The sequence below is a fragment of the Variovorax guangxiensis genome (assembly GCF_003952165.1).
In the GTDB taxonomy this organism is placed as follows: domain Bacteria; phylum Pseudomonadota; class Gammaproteobacteria; order Burkholderiales; family Burkholderiaceae_C; genus Variovorax; species Variovorax guangxiensis.
In genome coordinates, this window is the sequence record NZ_RXFT01000005.1 from 271427 (window position 1) to 292382 (window position 20956).

At 69.5% G+C, this 20956-nt stretch carries 19 protein-coding genes; 13 read left to right on the top strand and 6 right to left on the bottom strand.

The annotated features are described in order from the left end of the window. Positions 1–67: 67 nt before the first annotated feature. Complete coding sequence (tet, locus tag EJP67_RS14295) at positions 68–1285, bottom strand: Tet(A)/Tet(B)/Tet(C) family tetracycline efflux MFS transporter (RefSeq protein WP_126022374.1); 1218 nt, start codon at positions 1283–1285, stop codon at positions 68–70. 81 nt (positions 1286–1366) lie between these two features. Here tet and tetR point away from each other — a divergent pair, with 81 nt between their 5' ends. After that, positions 1367–2020: a tetracycline resistance transcriptional repressor TetR gene (gene tetR, locus EJP67_RS14300; RefSeq protein ID WP_126022375.1), complete on the top strand. Its 654-nt coding sequence runs from the start codon at positions 1367–1369 to the stop codon at positions 2018–2020. Between the two features lie 6 nt (positions 2021–2026). On the opposite strand, the gene EJP67_RS14305 is transcribed toward tetR, so the two are convergent. Next, entirely contained in the window at positions 2027–3655 is a 1629-nt protein-coding gene (locus EJP67_RS14305) for a GMC family oxidoreductase (RefSeq protein ID WP_126022376.1), read from the bottom strand. 170 nt (positions 3656–3825) lie between these two features. Next, a complete protein-coding gene (locus EJP67_RS14310) occupies positions 3826–5334 on the bottom strand; it encodes a CoA-acylating methylmalonate-semialdehyde dehydrogenase (RefSeq protein WP_126022377.1) in 1509 nt (502 codons plus the stop codon). Positions 5335–5454: 120 nt separating this feature from the next. Here EJP67_RS14310 and EJP67_RS14315 point away from each other — a divergent pair, with 120 nt between their 5' ends. The 6 genes from EJP67_RS14315 (at position 5455) to EJP67_RS14340 (ending at position 10457) form a co-directional block, all read left to right on the top strand. Further along, on the top strand, positions 5455–6384 hold the full coding sequence (locus tag EJP67_RS14315) for a LysR family transcriptional regulator (protein WP_126022378.1): 930 nt from the start codon (positions 5455–5457) through the stop codon (positions 6382–6384). Between the two features lie 148 nt (positions 6385–6532). Further along, positions 6533–7699, top strand: coding sequence for an MlaE family ABC transporter permease (locus tag EJP67_RS14320; RefSeq protein WP_126022379.1), 1167 nt, complete (start codon positions 6533–6535; stop codon positions 7697–7699). 12 nt (positions 7700–7711) lie between these two features. Beyond that, positions 7712–8536 (top strand): ABC transporter ATP-binding protein, encoded by an 825-nt coding sequence (locus EJP67_RS14325; protein ID WP_126022380.1) that lies wholly within the window; start codon positions 7712–7714, stop codon positions 8534–8536. A 9-nt stretch (positions 8537–8545) separates the two neighbouring features. Then, on the top strand, positions 8546–9505 hold the full coding sequence (locus EJP67_RS14330; protein WP_126022381.1) for an MlaD family protein: 960 nt from the start codon (positions 8546–8548) through the stop codon (positions 9503–9505). 27 nt (positions 9506–9532) lie between these two features. Then, entirely contained in the window at positions 9533–10198 is a 666-nt protein-coding gene (locus EJP67_RS14335; RefSeq protein WP_126022382.1) for an ABC-type transport auxiliary lipoprotein family protein, read from the top strand. A 37-nt stretch (positions 10199–10235) separates the two neighbouring features. After that, on the top strand, positions 10236–10457 hold the full coding sequence (locus EJP67_RS14340; protein WP_126022383.1) for a hypothetical protein: 222 nt from the start codon (positions 10236–10238) through the stop codon (positions 10455–10457). Positions 10458–10463: 6 nt separating this feature from the next. Here the strand turns inward: EJP67_RS14340 and EJP67_RS14345 are convergent, their stop codons facing one another. Together EJP67_RS14345 and EJP67_RS14350 are read right to left on the bottom strand one after the other, a co-directional pair. After that, the gene (locus EJP67_RS14345; RefSeq protein WP_126022384.1) at positions 10464–11231 is read right to left on the bottom strand and encodes an SIR2 family NAD-dependent protein deacylase; all 768 of its coding nucleotides are present in this window, start codon (positions 11229–11231) and stop codon (positions 10464–10466) included. Further along, positions 11228–12085, bottom strand: coding sequence for an IclR family transcriptional regulator (locus tag EJP67_RS14350; RefSeq protein ID WP_126022385.1), 858 nt, complete (start codon positions 12083–12085; stop codon positions 11228–11230). Before EJP67_RS14350 ends, EJP67_RS14345 begins: the two co-directional genes overlap by 4 nt. Positions 12086–12231: 146 nt before the next feature. Here EJP67_RS14350 and EJP67_RS14355 point away from each other — a divergent pair, with 146 nt between their 5' ends. From EJP67_RS14355 to fahA, 6 genes are all read left to right on the top strand, one after another. Next, the gene (locus EJP67_RS14355; protein ID WP_126022386.1) at positions 12232–13191 is read left to right on the top strand and encodes an MBL fold metallo-hydrolase; all 960 of its coding nucleotides are present in this window, start codon (positions 12232–12234) and stop codon (positions 13189–13191) included. Positions 13192–13334: 143 nt separating this feature from the next. After that, the gene (locus tag EJP67_RS14360) at positions 13335–14972 is read left to right on the top strand and encodes an FAD-dependent oxidoreductase (RefSeq protein WP_126022387.1); all 1638 of its coding nucleotides are present in this window, start codon (positions 13335–13337) and stop codon (positions 14970–14972) included. 12 nt (positions 14973–14984) lie between these two features. After that, positions 14985–15182 (top strand): DUF2783 domain-containing protein, encoded by a 198-nt coding sequence (locus tag EJP67_RS14365; RefSeq protein ID WP_126022388.1) that lies wholly within the window; start codon positions 14985–14987, stop codon positions 15180–15182. Positions 15183–15354: 172 nt separating this feature from the next. Continuing rightward, complete coding sequence (hmgA, locus tag EJP67_RS14370) at positions 15355–16665, top strand: homogentisate 1,2-dioxygenase (protein WP_126022389.1); 1311 nt, start codon at positions 15355–15357, stop codon at positions 16663–16665. Then, positions 16662–17636 (top strand): Bug family tripartite tricarboxylate transporter substrate binding protein, encoded by a 975-nt coding sequence (locus tag EJP67_RS14375; protein ID WP_126022390.1) that lies wholly within the window; start codon positions 16662–16664, stop codon positions 17634–17636. Before hmgA ends, EJP67_RS14375 begins: the two co-directional genes overlap by 4 nt. 31 nt (positions 17637–17667) lie before the next feature. Further along, the gene (fahA, locus tag EJP67_RS14380; protein WP_126022391.1) at positions 17668–18933 is read left to right on the top strand and encodes a fumarylacetoacetase; all 1266 of its coding nucleotides are present in this window, start codon (positions 17668–17670) and stop codon (positions 18931–18933) included. A 45-nt stretch (positions 18934–18978) separates the two neighbouring features. Here the strand turns inward: fahA and mrdA are convergent, their stop codons facing one another. Next, positions 18979–20949 (bottom strand): penicillin-binding protein 2, encoded by a 1971-nt coding sequence (gene mrdA, locus EJP67_RS14385; protein WP_126022392.1) that lies wholly within the window; start codon positions 20947–20949, stop codon positions 18979–18981. Positions 20950–20956: the final 7 nt, after the last annotated feature.

The window sequence follows — 20956 nt, forward strand, 5'->3', positions numbered from 1 at the left end:
CAACACCTGAGGCCCGGCAAAGCCGGTTCCTCGGTGTTTCTGGCATCGGACCGGAGTCAGACCGAAGCTATGGCTTGGGAGTCTTGCGCAGCAGCACCGGCATGCACAGCAGGTAGACCACCGCGCCCGCCAGCCACGCGATGCCGGGAAAGCGCAGGCGAAAGGCGAAGTAGAGCTGGCTGATGAGCAGCGGACCGAACACAGAGGCCAGGCTGGAGAGGCTCGCGAGCACGCCCTGCAGCCGCCCCTGCTCGGCATCGCCCACGCGCGCCGAGAGCATCGACTGCAGCGCGGGCCCGCCGATGCCGCCCGTGCACAAGAGCGGCAGCAGTGCGAGCGCCATCCAGCCCTGCGTGGCGAAGGCCAGCAGCGCATAGGCGGTGCAGTCGGCCGCGGTGCCGATGGCGATGGCCGCGCGCTCGCCCCAGCGCTCGACGAGCGGGCCCGCGACGAAGCCCTGCATCAGCGCCTGGATCAGCCCGAAGACGGCGAGCGAGACGCCGACCATGGTGCTGTTCCAGGCGAACTTGTCCTCGCCGTAGAGCACCCAGGTCGTGCCGGCGACCTCGCCCACCAGCATCAGCACCGTGAACACGGCCAGGATCGGCAGCAGCGCGGGAAAGCTCTTCGCCCAGCGCAGCGGCGCGAGCGGATGCAGCACGCCGCGGTCGAAGGGTTGCGTGGCGAGCTTCGCCGGGCGCGACTCGCGCAGCAGCAGCAGGGCCGCGAGGAAGGTCAGGCCGTTGAGCACCGCGGCGGCGATGAAGGGCAGCCGCACGCCGTGGTCGCCGAGCACGCCGCCGAGCGCCGGCCCCGCGATGAAGCCGATGCCGAAGCAGGCGCCCATGCGGCCGAACCAGCGCGCGCGCTGGTTCTCGGGCATGAGGTCGGCGATGGCGGCCGAGGCCACCGCCATGTTGGCCCCGGTCATGCCGGCGATCGCGCGGCCCACGAACAGCATCCACAGCGACGGCGCAAAGGCCATGAAGAGCGCGTCGACGGCGGCGCCCGCCACCGAGACCAGCAGCACCGGGCGGCGGCCGAAGCGGTCGCTGAGAGCGCCGAGCACCGGCGCGCAGAGGAACTGCATCAGCGCGTAGAGCGAGAGGAATGCGCCGAAGCGCCAGCCGAGGTCGCCGGTATGGCCGACCTCGCGCAGCAGGCTGGGCACGATCGGCATGACCAGGCTGATGCCGATCGCGTCGAGCGTGACGATCGCGAGGATCACGGCATGCGCATGGCGGCCGGTCGCGAAAGGGGTTGGGAGGGTGCTTGAATTTATCATTGATAAGGAATTATCAGCGATAAATTCCAGGCTGTGAAGTACGCTCCCCGGTCGACATCGGCACGCACGCACATCGGAAGAATGAAACTGGACCGCGAAGTGATCCTCGAGACGGCGCTCACGCTGCTCGACGAGGTTGGAATGGACAAGCTCAGCACGCGGCTGCTGGCCGAGCGGCTCGGCGTGCAGCAGCCCGCGCTGTACTGGCACTTCAGGAACAAGCGCGCGCTGCTCGACGCGATGAACGGCGAGATCCTGCGCCGCGTGCACGAGCGCAAGCTCCCGGAGCCCGGCGAGACCTGGGACGCCTTTTTGCGCGAGAACGCCCGCAGCTTCCGCCGCGCGCTGCTGGCGCGTCGCGACGGTGCGCGGCTGCATGCGGGCTCGGAGCCCGATCCGGCCGATCTCGACATGGTCGAAGAGCAGCTCGCTTCGGTGGTCCGGCTGGGCCTGCCCGCGCCGCAGGCGATGACGCTGCTGATCGCGCTGGGCCGCTACACCGTGGGCTGCGTGCTGGAGCAGCAGGCGACACCGCCCGACGCGGCCGAGCAGCAGCAGGCGCTCGATGCCGCCGCGGCCTCGCGCCCGCTGCTGGCCGAGGCTTTCGCCAACTACCGCCGGGCCGGGCCCGACGCGCTGTTCGAGATCGGCATCGACCTCATGCTGGAAGGCGCGAAGGCGCGCATGGCGGGCAATGAGCCGCCCAAGCGCCGCACTGCCGCACCGCGCCGCTGAAGCCGATCAGCGGTTGTCCTCGACGATCCAGCCCGCGGCCTTCTCGGCCATCATGAGCGTCGGGCTGTTGGTGTTGCCGCTGGTGATGGTGGGCATCGCGCCAGCATCCACCACGCGCAGGCCCTGCACGCCGCGCACGCGCAGGCGCGAATCGAGTACCGCCGCGGGGTCGTTGTCCGCCCCCATCCTGGTGGTGCCCACCGGATGGAAGATGGTGGTGGCGATGTCGCCGGCCAGGCGCGCCAGGTCCTCGTCGGTCTGGTATTGCACGCCGGGCTTCCATTCCTCGGGCTTGTACTTGGCAAGCGCGGGCTGCTGCGCGATGCGGCGCGTGACGCGCAGCGACTCGGCCGCCACCTTGCGGTCCTCGTCGGTGCTCAGGTAGTTGGGCGCGATGGCCGGCGCGTCCTCGAAGCGGTTGCTGCGGATGCGCACCGAGCCCCGGCTCGTCGGGTTGAGGTTGCACACGCTCGCGGTGAAGGCCGGGAAGCTGTGCAGCGGATCGCCGAAGGCATCGAGCGACAGCGGCTGCACGTGGTACTGCAGGTTGGGCCATTCGCGGTCTGGCGAGCTGCGCGTGAAGGCGCCAAGCTGCGAGGGCGCCATGCTCATCGGGCCGCTGCGCTTGAGCACGTATTCGAGGCCGATCTTCGCCTTGCCGATCATCGACGAGGCCATCACGTTGAGCGTGGGCGCGCCGGAAATCTTGTAGACCGCGCGGATCTGCAGGTGGTCCTGCAGGTTGGCGCCGACGCCGGGCGCGTCGACCACCACGTCGATGCCGTGCTGCCTCAGCAGCTCGGAGGGCCCCACGCCCGAGAGCTGCAGGATCTGCGGCGAGCCGATGGCGCCGGCGCTCAGCACCACTTCGCGCGTGGCGCGCACCGTGACCTTCTCGGTGCCGTTCCACACCTCGGCGCCGGTGCAGCGGCGCGTGCCGTCGGGCTGCGTCTCGAAGAGCAGGCGCGAGACCTGCGCGCCGGTCCAGAGCTCGAAGTTGGGCCTGCCATAGCAGGTCGGACGCAGGAAGGCCTTGGCGGTGTTCCAGCGCCAGCCGTTCTTCTGATTGACCTGGAAGTAGCCCACACCCTCGTTGTTGCCGCGGTTGAAGTCGGTGGAGTGCGGCACGCCGGCCTGCACCGCGGCTTCGGCGAATGCGTCGAGGATGTCCCAGCGCAGGCGCTGTTTCTCGACGCGCCACTCGCCGCCCGCGCCGTGCATCTCGTCGGCGCCCAGGTAGTGGTCTTCGTGCTTCTTGAAGGCCGGCAGCACGTTCTGCCAGCGCCAGCCGTCGTCGCCGGTGAGGTCGGCCCAGTGCTCGTAGTCGCGCGACTGGCCGCGCATGTAGATCATGCCGTTGATGCTGGAGCAGCCGCCCAGCGTCTTGCCGCGCGGATAGCGCAGCACCCGGCCGTTGAGGCCCGCGTCGGGCTCGGTGCTGTAGAGCCAGTCGGTGCGGGGGTTGCCGATGCAGTACAGGTAGCCGACCGGGATGTGGATCCAGTGGTAGTCGTCCTTGCGGCCCGCCTCGATGAGCAGCACGCGCCGGTTCTTGTCGGCGCTCAGGCGGTTCGCCATGAGCGAGCCGGCGGTGCCGGCGCCGATGACGATGTAGTCGAAGGTGGTCTCGCTCAAGTGGTTGTCTCCTTCTGCTTCGTTCTTGTTTGCTCAGGGCGCCGCACCGCGCCGATGCCAGTATCTGCCAGTACCAGTGCTCCCGCGGAACCGGCTCCGCCGGGCCGCCGGGAGCGCCCCCTCGAGGGGGGATGCGAGCGACACGAAGTGCGCGAGAGTCGGGGGTGGACTTATTTCGCAGTGGGCATGACGAACTCGGCGCCCTTGCCGATGCTTTCCGGCCAGCGCTGCATCACCGACTTCTGCTTCGTGTAGAAGCGCACGCCCTCTTCGCCGTAGGCGTGCATGTCGCCGAACAGCGATCGCTTCCAGCCGCCGAAGCCGTGCCAGGCCATGGGCACCGGGATCGGCACGTTGATGCCGACCATGCCCACCTGGATGCGGCGGCTGAATTCGCGCGCCACGTTGCCGTCGCGGGTGAAGCAGCTCACGCCGTTGCCGAACTCGTGCGCGTTGACGAGGTCGATCGCGTCCTTGAAGTTGGCCACGCGCACGCAGCTGAGCACCGGGCCGAAGATCTCTTCCTTGTAGATGCGCATCTCGGGCGTGACGTGGTCGAAGAGCGTGCCGCCCATCCAGAAGCCATCGCCGCAGCCTTCGCCCGCCTGGTTGCCGTCGAACTTGCGGCCGTCCACCAGCAGCTTCGCGCCTTCCTTCTCGCCCAGGTCGATGTAGCCGGTGATGCGCTCGTGCGCGGCGCGGGTGACGATGGGGCCCATCTCGGCCGCGAGGTTCTCGCCATCGAGCACCTGCAGCGTCTTCGTGCGCTCGATGAGCTTGGGAATGATCTTGTCGGCCACGTCGCCCACCAGCACCGCCACGCTGATGGCCATGCAGCGCTCGCCGGCCGAGCCGTAGCCGGCGCCGATCAGCGCGTCCACGGTCTGGTCGATGTCGGCATCGGGCATCACCACCATGTGGTTCTTCGCGCCGCCCAGGGCCTGCACGCGCTTGCCGTGGCGGGCGCCGGTCTCGTAGATGTAGTTGGCGATGGGCGTGGAGCCGACGAAGCTGATGGCCTTGACGTCGGGGTGCTCCAGCAGCGCGTCGACCGCGGCCTTGTCGCCCTGCACCACGTTGAACACGCCGTCGGGCAGGCCGGCTTCCTTCAGCAGCTCGGCGATGCGCAGCGAGGGCGTCGGGTCGGTCGGGCTGGGCTTGAGGATGAAGGTGTTGCCCGCGGCGATGGCCACCGGGAACATCCACATCGGCACCATCACCGGGAAGTTGAAGGGCGTGATGCCGGCGACCACGCCCAGGGGCTGGCGCAGCGTCCAGTTGTCGATGCCGGTGCTGACCTGGTCGGTGTAGTCGCCCTTGAGCAGCTGCGGGATGCCGCAGGCGAACTCGACGATGTCGATGCCGCGGCTGACTTCGCCCTGCGCGTCGGTGAAGACCTTGCCGTGCTCGGCGGTGATCATGTGGGCCAGCTCGTCCTTGTGCTCGTTGAGCAGCTGCAGGAACTTGAACATCACGCGCGCGCGGCGGATCGGCGGCGTGTCGGCCCAGGCCGGGAAGGCGGCCCGCGCGGCTGCGACGGCGGCCGAGACCTGGTCCGCATTGGCCAGGCCGACCTTGCCGGTGACGGCGCCGGTGGCAGGGTTGGTCACGTCCTGCGTGCGGCCGGAGGTGTTGGCGGCGGGCTTGCCGGCGATGAAGTGGTCGATGGAAGTAGGCATGGGGAGAACCCTGATGGAGGCGGTGTCGGGAGGAAGAGTGCGGCCAGTTTAGGCAGCGCGTTGTTCCCCGCCTAGTCACGATGCTTGAACTTATTGTTCGCATTGGCGAACAATGCAGGCATGAAACCCCAAAATATCGAGTCGCTCTGGACGCACCTGCACTGGCTCACGGTGCTGGCGCAGCAGGGCAGCTTCACCGCCGCCGCGCTGCGCCTGGGCGTGAGCAAGGCGGCCATGAGCCAGCGCATCGCCGAGCTCGAACGCGCGGCCGGCGCGCCGTTGGTGCAGCGCACCACGCGCAGCGTGCGACTCACCGAGGCCGGCCAGCGGCTGGTGGAAGACATGCGCGGCCCCTTCGAGCAGATCGCCCACAGCTTCGCCGGCGTGCGCGACCTCGCGGGCGTGCCGCGCGGGCTGGTGCGGGTGACCGCGCCGGTGGCCTTCGCGCGCCAGCAGCTGGTGCCCAGGCTGGCCGAGTTCCTGCGCGCGCAGCCCGAGGTGCGCATCGAGCTCGACCTGTCGGACCGGCTCAGCTCGCTCGCGATGGAGGGCTTCGACCTCGCGATCCGCCATACGGCCGCGCCGCCCGACACGCACGTGGCCTGGACGCTGTGCGAAACGCGTTCGGTGCTGGTGGCCAGCCGCGCCTACCTGCGCCGCCGCGGCACGCCGCGCGAGCCCCAGGCGCTGGCCGGCCACGACTGCCTGCACTACCCCCGCGCCCAGGAAACGCCGACCTGGCACTTCGAGACCAAGTCTTCGGCGCCTCGCATCACGGTGCCGGTGTCGGGGCCGCTGGTCGCCAACAACAGCGAGGCGCTGCGCGACGCGGCCCTGAGCGGCCTGGGCATCGCGCTGGTGCCCGACTTCAGCGCGCAGGCGGCGCTGCAGTCGGGCAAGCTGCAGCAGGTGCTGCCGCAATGGCGCTCGGTGGGCGCCTTCGGCGAGCGCCTGTATGCAATACGCCCCTACGCCACGCACGTGCCGCAGGCGGTGACGGCTTTCGTGGGCTGGCTGCGCGAGGCGCTCTCCGATGGCTTCGCGCCCTGAGGAAATCATGAAGAAACGGCGTGGTGCCCTACGCGAACGAAGGGTCTGGCGCACCTTGACCGCGGATGCACGCGGTTACGATGCGCGCACCCGGCACGGGTTTTGTTAACTTTCCCCCTCACCCGCCTCACTTATTTCTCATCCAGCCATGTCTCCCGCTCCATCGCCTGCCGACGCCTCCGCCGCCGACAGCGCGTGGCCCCGCGTCGGGCAACGTGAGCAGGAGGGCCGCCAATGGACGGTGGCCAGCGGCCGCTGGACCACGCTGGCGATGTCATCCAAGCCGGCATGGCAGGCGCTGGACCAGAGCCTGAAGGCGGCCCCGCCGGCCGACGACCGTGCCTGGGACCTGCGGCCCATCGAGCAACTCGACCACATCGGCGCGCAGCTGCTGTGGGAGCACTGGCGCCATGAGTGGCCCGTCACCATCGAGTTGTCGCCGCAGCACAAGGCCGTGCTCGACCAGGTGGCGCAGTACACCGTCGCGACGCCCGACGAGCCCTCGCCCACGCTGAACGACCGCATCCGCGCGTTCTCGCACAACGGGCCGCGCGTGATGTACGTGGTGCGCGACTTCACCGCGCTGATCGGCCAGCTCGCGCTCGACCTGTGCCGGCTGGCACGCGCGCCGCACCGCGGACCGTGGCGCGATTTCTCCGGGCACCTGTATCAGTTCGGCGCGACGGCGCTGCACATCACGGCGCTGGTCGGCCTGCTGATCGGCGTGGTGCTGGCCTACCTGATCTCGCAGCAGCTGCGCCAGTACGGCGCCGAGACCTTCGTGGTGAACATCCTCGGGCTCTCGCTGATCCGCGAGCTGGGGCCGGTGCTGGCCGCCGTGCTGATCGCCGGCCGCTCGGGCTCCGCCATCACGGCGCAGATCGGCGTGATGCGCGTGACCGAAGAGCTCGACGCGATGCGCGTGATGGGCATCCCGCACGGCTTTCGCCTGGTGATGCCGCGCGTGCTGGCGCTGGCCATCGCAATGCCGCTGATCAGCCTGTGGACTTCGATGGCCGCGCTCGCGGGCGGCATGCTCGCGGCCGACGCTGCCCTCGACATTTCGCCGGCCTATTTCCTCTCGGCCCTGCCGCGCGCGGTGCCGATCTCGAACCTGTGGCTGGCCATGGCCAAGTCGGCGGTATTCGGCATCCTGATCGCGCTGATCGGCTGCCACTTCGGCATGAAGGTCAAGCCCAACACCGAGAGCCTCGGGCGCGGCACGACCTCGTCGGTGGTCACGTCGATCACCGCGGTGATCCTGGTCGACGCCCTCTTCGCCGTGCTCTTCAAAGGTATCGGCTTCCGCGCATGAGGGCGTGAAACCATGAGCATGCCCGTGCGCCCCGACACCGACGCCACCGTGGTGGACATCCGCGGGCTGTGGACCGTGTTCCAGAGCGCCGACGGCGAGCAGGTGGTGCACCGCGACCTGCAGCTGCACATCGACCGCGGCGAGGTGCTCTCGCTGGTCGGCGGCTCGGGCACGGGCAAGACGGTGCTGCTGCGCCAGATTCTCGGGCTGGAGAAGCCCACGCGCGGCCACGTGGAGGTGCTGGGCCAGGAGCCCGGCGAGCTCAGCGCCTCGGGCGCGGCCAACGTGGGCATGCTGTTCCAGCACGGCGCGCTGTTCTCGGCCTTCAGCGTGCTGGAGAACATCGCCTTTCCGCTGCGCGAGCTGAAGCTGCTGCCCGACGAGCTCATACGCCACGCGGCGCTGGTGAAGCTGCAGATGGTGGGCCTGGGCCCGCAGCACGCCAACAAGAGCCCGGCCGATCTCTCGGGCGGCATGATCAAGCGCGTGGCGCTGGCGCGCGCGCTCATCATGGACCCGCCGCTGCTGCTGCTGGACGAACCCACAGCCGGCCTCGACCCCGAGGCCTCCGACAGCTTCTGCGACCTGCTGCGCGGCCTGCACCGCGAACTGGGCCTCACGGTGGTGATGGTCACGCACGACCTGGACACGCTGTTCGACCTGAGCACCCGCATCGCGGTGCTGGCCGACCAGAAGGTGATCGTCACGGGCGCGGCGCGCGATGTCATCGCGTACCCGCATCCCTTCATCCACGAATACTTTCTCGGCGGGCGCGGCCAGCGCGCCCTCGAAGCGCTGCATGACAAGCCGGCCCCCGAGCGGGCCGCTGAAAGGTAGGTAGCCACCATGGAAAACAAGGCCCACGCACTCGCCGCCGGCGCCTTCGTGCTCGGACTGATCGCCGCGCTCGTCGCGCTGGTGGTCTGGTTCACGCGCGACAACACCGTGCGCAACATCTACGAGCTCTCCACGCGGGACGCGGTCAGCGGCCTGCAGCCGCAGGCCATGGTGCGCTACCGCGGCATCGCGGTGGGCAAGGTGGCGTCGATCGACTTCGACCCCAAGGTCAAGGGCAACGTGCGGGTGCGCATCACGGTCGACGAGCGCGTGCCGCTCACCACCTCCAGCTTCGCCACGCTGAGCTACCAGGGCGTGACCGGCCTGGCCTTCATCGCGCTGGACGACAAGGGCGAATCGACCGTCGCGCTCAAGCCCAACAACGACGACCCGCCGCGCATTCCGCTCAAGCCCTCGATGCTGGCGCAGCTGCAGGACCGCGGCGAGGCCATCATCAACCAGGTCGAGGAAGTGACCAAACGCGCCAACCAGCTGCTGAGCGATCCCAACCAGAAGCGCGCGGCCGACGCGCTGGAGAACATCGCGGCCGCTTCGGCCAGCGCCAACACGCTGCTCAAGACGCTCGACAACACGGTGAAGACCGGCCTGAACCCTGCGCTGACGAAGCTGCCCGACACCATGGCCTCCGTGAAGAAGGCCGCCGGCGACGTCTCGCGCGTGGCCAACAACTTCAACACCACCGTGGGCCGCCTGAACGCGCCCGACGGCCCGGTCGAGCGGCTGAGCGACGGCACCAAGGCGCTGGCGCAGGCGGTCGATTCGTTCAACGCCGCCACGCTGCCGCGCGTGAACCGCGTGGCCGACGACACCTCGCACGCGGTGCGCCGGCTGGGCCGCGCGGCGGACAGCATCAACGACAACCCGCAATCGCTGCTGTTCGGCAACGGCGGCGCGGCCGCGGGCCCGGGCGAGCCGGGCTTCCAGGCGCCGGCCGCGACGCGGCCCTGATTCCCGACCGAGGGAGGATCACCGACCATGAACGCCATTCGCAAGACCCCCGCCGCCCTCGCGCTCGGCTGCGCCCTGCTGCTGGCCGCGGGCTGCGGCGCGCTGCCCGACAAGCCCGCGCGCGCCACGCTCTACGACTTCGGCCCCGGCCCGGCGATGCCGGCCCCGGCCGCCGCGCCGGCCAGCCTCCCGACGCTCTCGCTGGCCGAGTTCGAGAGCAACACCCGCCTCGAAGGCACGCAGATCCTCTACCGCCTGGGCTACGCCGACGCCAACGAGCTGCGGCCCTACGGCCAGTCGCGCTGGAGCCTGCCGCCCTCGCAGCTGCTGCGCCAGCGGCTGCGCGACACGCTCTCGGAGCGCCGCATGGTGCTCGGCCCCGAAGAGGCGGCCACCATCTCGCGCGGCCGTGGCGAGGCGCCGGACACGCTGCGCATCTCGCTGGACGAGTTCAGCCACTACTTCGAGTCGGCGAGCGCCAGCGTGGGCCTGGTGCGCCTGCGCGCCACGCTGGTCCGCACCTCGACCGGCGGCGACCGGGTGCTGGGCCAGCGCCTGTTCACCGTGCGCCGCCCCGCGCCCAGCGCGGATGCGCCCGGCGGCGTGAAGGCGCTGATCGCGGCCAGCGACGCGGCCGTGGCCGAGGTCGTGCAGTGGGTGGACCAGTTGCAGCAGCAACAGCCGCGGCAGTAATCTGCGGCACCACACGGAAAGGAAGGAGCCTCGCCTCATGAACGCAACACGCATCGTCGGCATCCTGCTGATCGTGGCCGGCATCGCCGTGCTGGCCATGGGCAGCTTCAGCTTCACCAAGGAAACCCACCAGGCCAAGCTGGGGCCGCTGGAGTTCTCGGTGAAGGAGAAGGAAACGGTCAACCTGCCGGTGTGGGCCGGCGTGGCGGTGATCGTGGTGGGCGGGGCGCTGGTGCTGCTGGGGGGCCGGAAGGGCTGAGCGCCCTCAGCTTCTGGAGCCCGGCACACCCGCCAGCAACTGCGGCAGCAGGTCTTCGGAAAGACCGCGCAGCACCACGGACGCCGCGTCGTCCAGGTGCGGCAGCGGCTCCAGGTTCAGCGTGATGAGCCGCGCGCCGTGCGCGAGGGCGGTCTGCGGCAGCTCGGCCGCCGGATAAACGATGGTGGTGCTGCCCACCACCATGAACAGGTCGCACTCCTGCGCCGCCACCTGCGCGTCGAGCAGCACGCCGGCATTCAGCATCTCGCCGAACATCACCACGTCGGGCCGCGCGTGCGAGCCGCAGCGCAGGCAGCGGTGGAAAGGCCAGGGACCGCTTCTGTTGCCGCAGCGGTCGCAGCGCCAGCGGCGCAGCGAGCCGTGCAGCTCCAGCACGTCCTGGCCGCCGGCCAGCGTGAGCAGGCCGTCGACGTTCTGCGTCACCAGCCGCGTGGCGGGGCGCAGCCGCTGCAGCAGCGCGAGCGCGGTGTGGCCCGGGTTGGGCTGGGCCGACTCGATCACCGACTGGCGCTGCCCCCAGAACTTCGTGAAGCCCGACGGGTCGCGCGCCAGGTCTTCGGCGTGGGAGAACTGCAGGGCGTTCTGGCTCTTCCAGAGGCCGTCGGCATCGCGGTAGGTGGGAATGCCGGAGGCGCGCGACAGGCCCGCGCCCGAGAAAACGACGATGCGGCGGGCGTTGGCCAGCAGTTCGGTGGCCGCGTGAACAGGGGAGGAAAAGGAAGAAGAAATATCCGGTGTGACTGGCGTCGTCATCTCTCTGTTCTGGGGGGAGCTGGCGCGGCGGCTGCGGCGCCCAGGCGCTGCGACACGGTATCGGCGCAGGCCTTGAGCGCACGGGAAATCTCGCCGTCCCACGCGGTGTCGAAGATGCCGGCCGGGCCGATGGCGGTGACGGCCAGCACGATAGCGCCGGTGTGATCGAAGACGGGCGCGGCCATGGCGCTGACGCCTTCGATGACCTCGCCGTCGGAGCGGCTGATGCCGTGCCCGCGCACCTCCTGCAGCTGGCGCTCGAAGTCGCCCCAGGAGGGCAGCGGCTGCACCGGCGGCATGCCGGCCGGGGGCGTGGGCTCGCCGCCCTTGCGCTGCTTCTGACGCTGGCGCTCTTCCTCGAGCATCCGGCGCACCACGCCCTCGTCGAGATAGGCCGCGAACACCCGCCCCGAGGCCGTGTTGGTGAGCGAGAACACCGTGCCGTGCCGCATGTTCACGTGCACCGGCGAGGGCGACTCGGCCGTGCGCACGATGGTCGCGCCGCGCGCGCCCCACACGGCCAGCGCCACGGTGTGGCCGATCTGCTGCGCGAGCTGGCCGATCAGCGGCGTGGCGATGTGCACCGGGTCGGCCTGCTGCAGGCTGATGAGGCCCAGTTGCAAGGCGAGCGGGCCGAGCAGATAGTGGCCGCTGGCGCGGTCCTGCTCGATGAGGCCCAGCCGCCCGAAGCTGACCATGTACGGGTGCGCCTTGGCCGCCGTCATGTCGGCCTCGCGCGCCAGGTCCTTCAGCGCCATGGGGCGGCCGTGATGCACCAGCGCGCGCAGCAGCTGGCCGCCGACTTCGATGCTCTGGATGCCGCGCTGGGCGCGGTCGCTGTCACTGGCTGCCATGGCCGGCCTCGCCTTCTGGTCGTTCGTTCATGAAGAAGGGATTAGACATTAACTGATCTGCGGCTTACACTGCGCCCATTCGTTAACTGCAAATTCGTTCGACTTAGACGAATTTCAAATTCCACCCCACCGACGGAGACACCCCGATGAGCCAAGCCAAGAAATTCGCCAGCCAGGCCGACATGGAAGAGAAGAAGGTCACCTTCAGCCAGATCTCGGAACATGCCTGGGCCTACACCGCCGAGGGCGATCCCAACACCGGCATCGTGATCGGCGACGACTGCGTGCTGGTGGCCGACACCCAGGCCACCCCCGCCATGGCGGCCGACGTGGTGCGCCGCATCCGCGAGGTGACCGACAAGCCCATCAAGTACGTGGTGCTCACCCACTACCACGCGGTGCGCGTGCTGGGCGCGGCCGGCTACGGGGCCGAGCACATTCTGGCCAGCCAGGACACGCGCGACCTGATCGTCGAGCGCGGCGAGCAGGACAAGGCCAGCGAGATCGGCCGCTTCCCGCGCCTGTTCCAGAACGTCGAGACCGTGCCGCCGGGCCTGACCTGGCCCACCATGACCTTCACCGGCAAGATGACCCTGTGGCTGGGCAAGCTCGAGGTGCAGCTGATCCAGCTCGGGCGCGGCCACACCAAGGGCGACACCGTCGTCTGGCTGCCGCAGGAGCGCACGCTGCTGTCGGGCGACCTGGTCGAGTTCGGCGCCACGCCGTACGCGGGCGACGCCTACTTCAAGGACTGGCCGCAGACGCTGGACAACATCGCCGCGCTCAAGCCCGTGGCGCTGGTGCCGGGCCGCGGCGCCGCGCTGACCACGCCGGCCGAAGTGACAGAGGGCCTGACGGGCACGCGCGACTTCATCTCCGACGTCTACGCCAGCGTGCAGGAAGGCGTGAAGGCCGGGCGCGACCTGAACGCGGTCTACAAGGAGACCTACGAAAAGCTCAAGCCCAAGTACAGCCAGTGGGTGATCTTCGACCACTGCATGCCCTTCGACGTGAGCCGCGCCTACGACGAGGCCTCGGGCCACGCCGACCCGCGCATCTGGACGGCCGAGCGCGACGTCGAGATGTGGAAGGCCCTCGAGGGCTGATTCCGCATTGCTCCCTCCCCCGCTGGGGGAGGGTTGGGGTGGGGGCAGGCAGAGCACCCGAAGTGAACGCCGTCGTGCCCCCATCCCGGCCTTCCCCCAGCGGGGGAAGGAGCAAGACAAGACCAAAGACACGGAGACAACACGTGATCGACTATCAGAGCCTGCGCTTCGACTACAAGCGCCACGCCGACCAGGACGCGGCGGCACCGGCGCGCCATCCCGTCGTGATCGTCGGCGCGGGCCCCGTGGGCCTCACGCTGGCCATCGACCTCGCGCTGCGGCAGGTGCCCGTGGTGCTGCTCGACAACGACAACACGCTCTCCAGCGGCTCGCGCGCGATCTGCTTCGCCAAGCGCACGCTGGAGGTGTTCGACCGCCTGGGCTGCGGCGACCGCATGGTCGACAAGGGCGTGTCGTGGAACGTGGGCAAGGTGTTCTTCCATGACGAGCAGGTCTACCGCTTCGACCTGCTGCCCGAGCCCGGCCACGAGCGCCCGGCCTTCATCAACCTGCAGCAGTACTACGTCGAGGGCTACCTCGTCGAGCGCGCGGCGGCGCTGCCGCTGGTCGACCTGCGCTGGAACAACAAGGTCACCGGCATCGAGCAAAGCGACGGCGGCGCGGTGCTGACGGTGGAAACGCCCGAGGGCAGCTACCGGCTGCAGGCCGACTACGTGGCCGCCTGCGACGGCTCGCGCTCCAGCACGCGCCAGATGCTCGGCCTGGAAGCCAAGGGCCGCGTGTTCCGCGACCGCTTCCTGATCGCCGACATCACGATGGACGCCGACCTGCCGACCGAGCGCCGCTTCTGGTTCGACCCCTCGTTCCACCCCGGCCAGAGCGTGCTGCTGCACAAGCAGGCCGACGGCATGTGGCGCGTGGACTTCCAGCTCGGCTGGGACGCCGACCCGGTGGAAGAGCGCAAGCCCGAGAACATCACGCCGCGCGTGCGCGCGCTGCTCGACAGCATCGGCTTCGAGGGCGTGCAGTTCCGCATCGGCTGGGCCAGCGTCTACACCTTCGCCTGCCAGCGCATGGAGCGCTTCCGCCACGGGCGCGTGCTGTTCGCGGGCGACTCGGCCCACGGCGTGTCGCCCTTCGGCGCGCGCGGCGCCAATTCGGGCGTGCAGGACGCCGACAACCTCGCCTGGAAGCTCGCCGCCGTGGTGCAGGGCAACGCGCCCGATGCGCTGCTCGACAGCTACGCCAGCGAGCGCGAGTACGCCGCCGACGAGAACATCCGCAATTCCACCCGCGCCACCGACTTCATCACGCCCAAGAGCGAGGTGAGCCGCCTCTTCCGCGACGCGGTGCTGGAGCTGACGAAGCGCCACGCCTTCGCGCGCACGCTGGTCAACAGCGGCCGGCTGTCGGTGCCTTCGGTGCTGCGCGATTCGCCGCTGAACACGCCCGACGCCGACGCCTTTACGGGCGCGATGGTGCCCGGCGCCGCCGCGGCCGACGCGCCCGTGGTGCATGCCGACGGCAGCACCGGCTGGCTGCTGCGCGAATGCCATGTCGCGCAGTTCACGGCGCTGGTGTTCGGCCAGGGCGAGGCGGCCGAGCGCAGCCTGGCCGCGCTGAGGGCCAGCGACCGGCCGCTGCACGTGGTGCGCATGGAAGACGGCGCCCGCGGCAGCGAGTTCGCCGCGCAGCGCTACGACGCCCGCCCCGGCACCGTGTACCTGCTGCGCCCCGACCAGCACGTGTGCGCGCGCTGGCGCGCCCCGTCGGCGGCGCAGGTGCGCAACGCCGTCGATCGTGCGCTCGGCAAACACTGAGGGAACGAACCCATGACCGCATCCACCCCCAAGCTGATCACCGAAGCGCACCTGGAGGCGCCCGACGATTTCTACGAGGCGCTGATCGACGCGCACCAGGGCCTGAGCACCGACGAGAGCAACGCCTACAACGCGCGCCTCGTGCTGGTGCTGGCCAACCACATCGGCTCGCTCGCCGTGCTGCGCGAAGCGCTCGCGGCTGCGAAGTAGGCACTCGGATGCGGACAGCCGAACGCAGAGGACGCGAAGGTTTCGCGAAGGACGCAGAAAGGAATTTCAAAATTTCTTTCCTTGTCTCTTTCGCGCTCTTCGCGAAACCTTCGCGTCCTCCGCGTCCCGACCCCGCCTTCCACCCCCATTCAAGTCAATCCATGAGGACCACATGACCGCCGCAACCTCCTCCACCGAGCGCCGCTACCAGAGCGGCTTCGGCAACGAATACGCCTCCGAGGCCGTGCCCGGCGCGCTGCCGCAGGGCCGCAACAATCCGCAGCGCGGACCTCTCGACCTCTACACCGAGCTGCTCTCCGGCACCGCCTTCACCGCGCCGCGCCACGAGAACCGCCGCACCTGGCTCTATCGCCGCCAGCCCTCGGTGGTGTCGGGCCGCTACCAGTCCTATGCGCAGCCGCTGTGGACCACCGGCGCCGACCGCGAGATCGCGCTGCCGCCCGAGCCGCTGCGCTGGCATCCGCAGCCGCTGGACGGCGCGGAGAACGCCGACTTCATCGACGGCATGCGCACCATCGCGGCCAACGGCGATGCCGAGTCGCAGGTCGGCATCGGCTCGCTGATGTACCTCGCCGGCCGCTCGATGGAGCGCCGCGCCTTCGTCAACGCCGACGGCGAGATGCTGGTGGTGCCGCAGCAGGGCCGCCTCGTCATCACCACCGAGCTGGGCGTGCTCGACGTGAAGCCCGGCGAGATCGCGGTGCTGCCGCGCGGCATGGCCTTCAAGGTCGCATTGCCCGACGGCCTTTCGCGCGGCTACGTCTGCGAGAACTACGGCGCGCACTTCCGCCTGCCGGAGCTGGGCCCGATCGGCTCGAACGGCCTGGCCAACGCGCGCGACTTCCAGGCACCGGTGGCGGCCTTCGAGACGGAGGAAGGCGGCTACGAGATCGTCAAGAAGTTCGGCGGCCGCTTCTGGCAGGCGCCGATGAAGCAGTCGCCCTTCAACGTGGTGGCCTGGCACGGCAACCTGTCGCCGGTGAAGTACGACACGGCGCACTTCATGGTGATCGGCTCGATCAGCTTCGACCATCCCGATCCGTCGATCTTCACCGTGCTGACCTCGCCCAGCGACACGCCCGGCACGGCCAACTGCGACTTCGTGATCTTCCCGCCGCGCTGGATGGTGATGGAGAACACCTTCCGTCCGCCGTGGTTCCACCGCAACCTGATGAGCGAGTTCATGGGCCTGGTGCTGGGCGAGTACGACGCCAAGCCCGGCGGCTTCAAGCCCGGCGGCGCGAGCCTGCACAACTGCATGGTGCCGCACGGCCCCGACGAGGAAGCCTTCGACAAGGCCACCCACGCCGACCTCAAGCCGCACAAGCTGGACAACACGCTGGCCTTCATGTTCGAGAGCCGCTATCGCTTCGTGCCGACGAACTTCGCGCTGAAGAGCCCCGCGCTGGACACCGACTACGCCGACTGCTGGGCGGGCCTCAAGGATCAATTCAAGGCATGAAGACCGTGTTCACCCTCACGCGCCGCGCTGCGGCCATGGCGCTGCTCGCCGCTCCCTTCCTCGCGCACGCGGCCGACTACCCCTCCAAGCCCATCCGCTTCATCGTGCCCTACACGCCCGGCGGCACCACCGACCTGGTGGCGCGTACCGTGGGCCAGAAGGTGTCGGAGAAGCTGGGCCAGCCGGTGCTGATCGACAACCGCGGCGGCGCTGGCGGCAACATCGGCATGGACGCGGTGGCCAAGGCCGCGCCCGACGGCTACACCATCGGCTTCGGCGCGATCTCCACCAATGCGTTGAACCCGCACATCTACAAGTCGATGGCCTTCGATCCGCGCAAGGACTTCACCGCCATCAGCCTGCTTGGCACCTCGACCATCGTGCTCGAAGTGCCGGCGGCCTCGGCCGTGAAGTCGGTGCCCGAGCTGATCGCCGCCGCGAAGAAGAACCCCGGCCTGCCCTACGCCACCGCGGGCGCCGGCACCTCGATGAACCTGGCGGGCGTGATGTTCGCGCAGATGACCGGCACCGAGCTCGTCCACGTCGCCTACAAGGGCAGCGGCCCGGCCATCACCGACATGCTGGGCAACAACATCGGCGTGATGTTCGACAACCTGCCGGCCTCGCTGCCGCACATCCAGGCCGGCAAGCTGCGCGCGCTGGCGGTGGCCGGCCCGGCGCGCTCGCCCTCGCTGCCCGACGTGCCGACCATGGCAGAGGCGGGCCTGAAGGGCTACGCGCTGGAGCCGTGGTTCGGCGTGTACGGCCCGGCGAAGCTGCCGGCGCCGGTGGTGAAGGCGCTGAACGAGGCTTTCGTCGAAGCGCTCGCGATGCCCGACGTGAAGGCCAAGCTGGCGCAGGCCGGCTTCTCGCCGCGCGGCTCCACGCCGCAGGAGCTCACCACGCTGACCGAGACCGAATACCAGCGCCTGGGCGATGTGGCGAAGAAGGCCGGCATGACCGCAGACTGAACACAGACAGATCAAGTACAGAAAGACATCCATGACCGCACTGAACGCCACCCATGACCCGAAGCTGCGCAGCTGGGTCGCATCGGCCAACGAGGCCGGCACCGACTTCCCGATCCAGAACCTGCCCTTCGGCCGCTTCCGCACCGCCGGCAGCAGCGAGGCCTTCCGCATCGGCGTCGCCATCGGCGACCAGGTGCTGGACCTGCGCGCCACCGGCCTGGTCGACACCGACGACATGAACGTGCTGATGAACGCCGGCACGAAGGAACGCCAGGCGCTGCGCGCCGCCATCTCGGCGGGCCTGGCCGAAGGCAGCGACAAGCAGGCCGCCTGGTCGAAGGCGCTGCTGCCGCAGGCCAGGGCCGAGATGACGGTGCCCTGCCGCATCGGCGACTACACCGACTTCTACACGGGCATTCACCACGCCACCACCATCGGCAAGCTGTTCCGCCCCGACCAGCCGCTGATGCCCAACTACAAGTGGGTGCCCATCGGCTACCACGGCCGCGCCTCGTCCATCGGTGTGAGCGGCCAGGTCTTCAAGCGCCCGCAGGGCCAGACCAAGGCGCCCGACGCGGCCGAGCCGAGCTTCGGCCCGTCGAAGCGGCTGGACTACGAGCTGGAGCTGGGCTTCTTCATCGGCCGCGGCAACGCGCAGGGCGAACCCATCGCCATCGCCGACGCCGAGGAGCACCTGTTCGGCGTGACGCTGCTCAACGACTGGTCGGCGCGCGACCTCCAGGCCTGGGAATACCAGCCGCTCGGCCCCTTCCTGTCGAAGAACTTCGCGAGCACGCTGTCGCCGTGGCTCGTGACGATGGAGGCGCTGGCGCCCTTCCGCTCGAAGTTCGAGCGCCCCGCCGGCGACCCGCAGCCGCTGCCGTACCTCGACTCGGCCTCCAACCGCGAGAGCGGCGCGCTCGACATCACGCTCGAAGTGCTGCTGCAGACCGCGAAGATGCGCGCCGAGGGCGTGGCGCCCGTGCGCCTGACGCGCGGCAACACCACCGAGGCGGCCTACTGGACGGCAGCGCAGCTCGTCGCGCACCACACGGTCAACGGCTGCAACCTGCAGCCGGGCGACATGCTGGGCTCGGGCACCCTCTCGGGCCCGAAGCCTGACGAAGCCGGCTCGCTGATCGAGCTGACGCTGGGCGGCAAGCAGCCGATCACGCTGCCCAACGGCGAGAAGCGGACGTTCCTGGAGGACGGGGACACGCTGACCATTCGCGGTTACTGCGAGCGACCGGGCGCGGTGCGGATCGGGCTGGGCGAGGTCAGCGGAACGGTGGTCTGAGAGTCTTCTTCCCTCTCCCCTCGGGGAGAGGGAGCAATGCCGGAATCAGGGCGCGGTGGCGGGCGTGGCCGAAGCGGCCGGCCAGGCCACTTCGCTCGCCACGCGCGGCTTGCCGATCGGCGCGGTCGCCTTGCCGATCTTGATGGCGGCCATGTCGGCTTCGCTCGGGTACTGGTCCGCGAGCCAGTAGTCGAAGACCCGGCGAGCGATGGGGGCGGCAGCGCCTGCGCCCCAACCGGCGTTCTCGACGATCACCGCCACGGCGATCTTCGGGTCGTTCACCGGCGCGTAGGCCATGAAGAGGGCGTGGTCGCGCTGGTGCTCCTCGAGCGCGCGCGCGTTGTACTTGGTGTTCTGGCCCATCGACACCGCCTGCGCCGTACCCGTCTTGCCGGCCGCCTGGTAGCTGGCGCCCGCGAACACGCCGCGCGCGGTGCCGCTGGTGACCACGCTGGTCAGGCCCTCGCGGATCACCGCGATGTTGGCGGCTGCGAAGCCAAGGTTCTCCGCCGCGGGCTGCGGCAGTGGCACCACGTTGCCGCTGACGGTGTCGCGCGTGGCCAGCGCGAGGTGAGGCTTGTGCTTGAGGCCGCCGTTGGCGATGGTGGCGGTGGCCTGCGCCAGCTGCAGCATGGTGAAGTTGTTGTAGCCCTGGCCGATGCCCAGCGAGATGGTCTCGCCCGCATACCACTTCTTCTGCTCGGGGCGCTTGTAGGTGTTGCGCTTCCACTCGGTGCTGGGCAGCACGCCGCGCACCTCGCCGCCGAGGTCGATGCCGGTGATCTGGCCGAAGCCCAGCGGCTTCATGAAGTCGTGGATCATGTCCACGCCCATCTCGTTGGCCAGCGAGTAGTAGTAGATATTGCTCGACAGCTGGATCGATCGGCGCATGTCGACGCCGCCCAGGTTGCCCTCGGGGCTGCCGAAGCGGTGGCCGCCGAAGTTGAAGTAGCCGGGGTCGTTCACCACCACGCTGGGGCCGCGCTTGCCGGTCTGCAGCGCCGCCAGCGCCATGAAGGGCTTGTAGGTGGAGCCCGGCGGGTAGGTGCCGCGCAGGGCGCGGTTCAAGAGCGGCTTGTCGATGGATTCGGTGAGCGCCGCCCAGCTCTCGTTGTCGATGCCCTCGACGAACAGGTTGGGGTCGAAGGTGGGCTTGCTCACGAAGGCGAGGATCTCGCCGGTCTTCGGGTCGATGGCCACCAGCGCGCCGCGGCGCTCGCCGTACATGTCTTCCACCAGCTTCTGCAGCTTGATGTCGAGCGACAGCATCACCGTGTTGCCCGGCGTGGCCGGATGGCTGGCCAGCCGGCGCACGGCGCGGCCGCCGGCGGAGGTCTCCATCTGCTCGACGCCGGTCTGGCCGTGCAGCGTCTTCTCGTAGCTCTGCTCGATGCCGAGCTTGCCGATGTAGTCGGTGCCCTTGTAGTTGGCCTGGTCTTCCTCGTCCCAGTCCTCCATCGCGGTCTTCTCGCGCTGGTTGATGCGGCCGATGTAGCCGAGCACGTGCGAGGCCAACTCGCCCTGCGGATAGTTGCGGAAGAGGCGCGCCTTGATCTCCACGCCCGGGAAGCGGTAGCGCTGCGCCGCGAAGCGCGCCACTTCCTCGTCGCTCAGGCGGGTGCGGATGGGAATGGAGTCGAAGCTGCGCGAGTCTTCGCGCAGGCGCTTGAAGCGGCGGCGGTCGCGCGGCGAGACTTCCAGCACCTGCGTGAGGCTGTCGATGGTCTCCTCGACGTCGCCCACCTTCGAGGGCGTGATCTCCAGCGTGTAGGCCGAGTAGTTGGAGGCCAGCACGATGCCGTTGCGGTCGAGGATGAGCCCCCGGTTCGGCACCACCGGCACCACCGCCGTGCGGTTGCTCTCGGCCTGCTCGGCCAGGTCTTCATGGCGCGTGACCTGCAGGTAGACCAGCCGCGCGCACAGCAGCCCGAACGCGAAGAGCACCGCCAGGCCGATGACGATCACGCGGCGCTTGAAGCGCGCAAGATCGGCGGCGACGTTGCGGATTTCGGTCATGGCGATG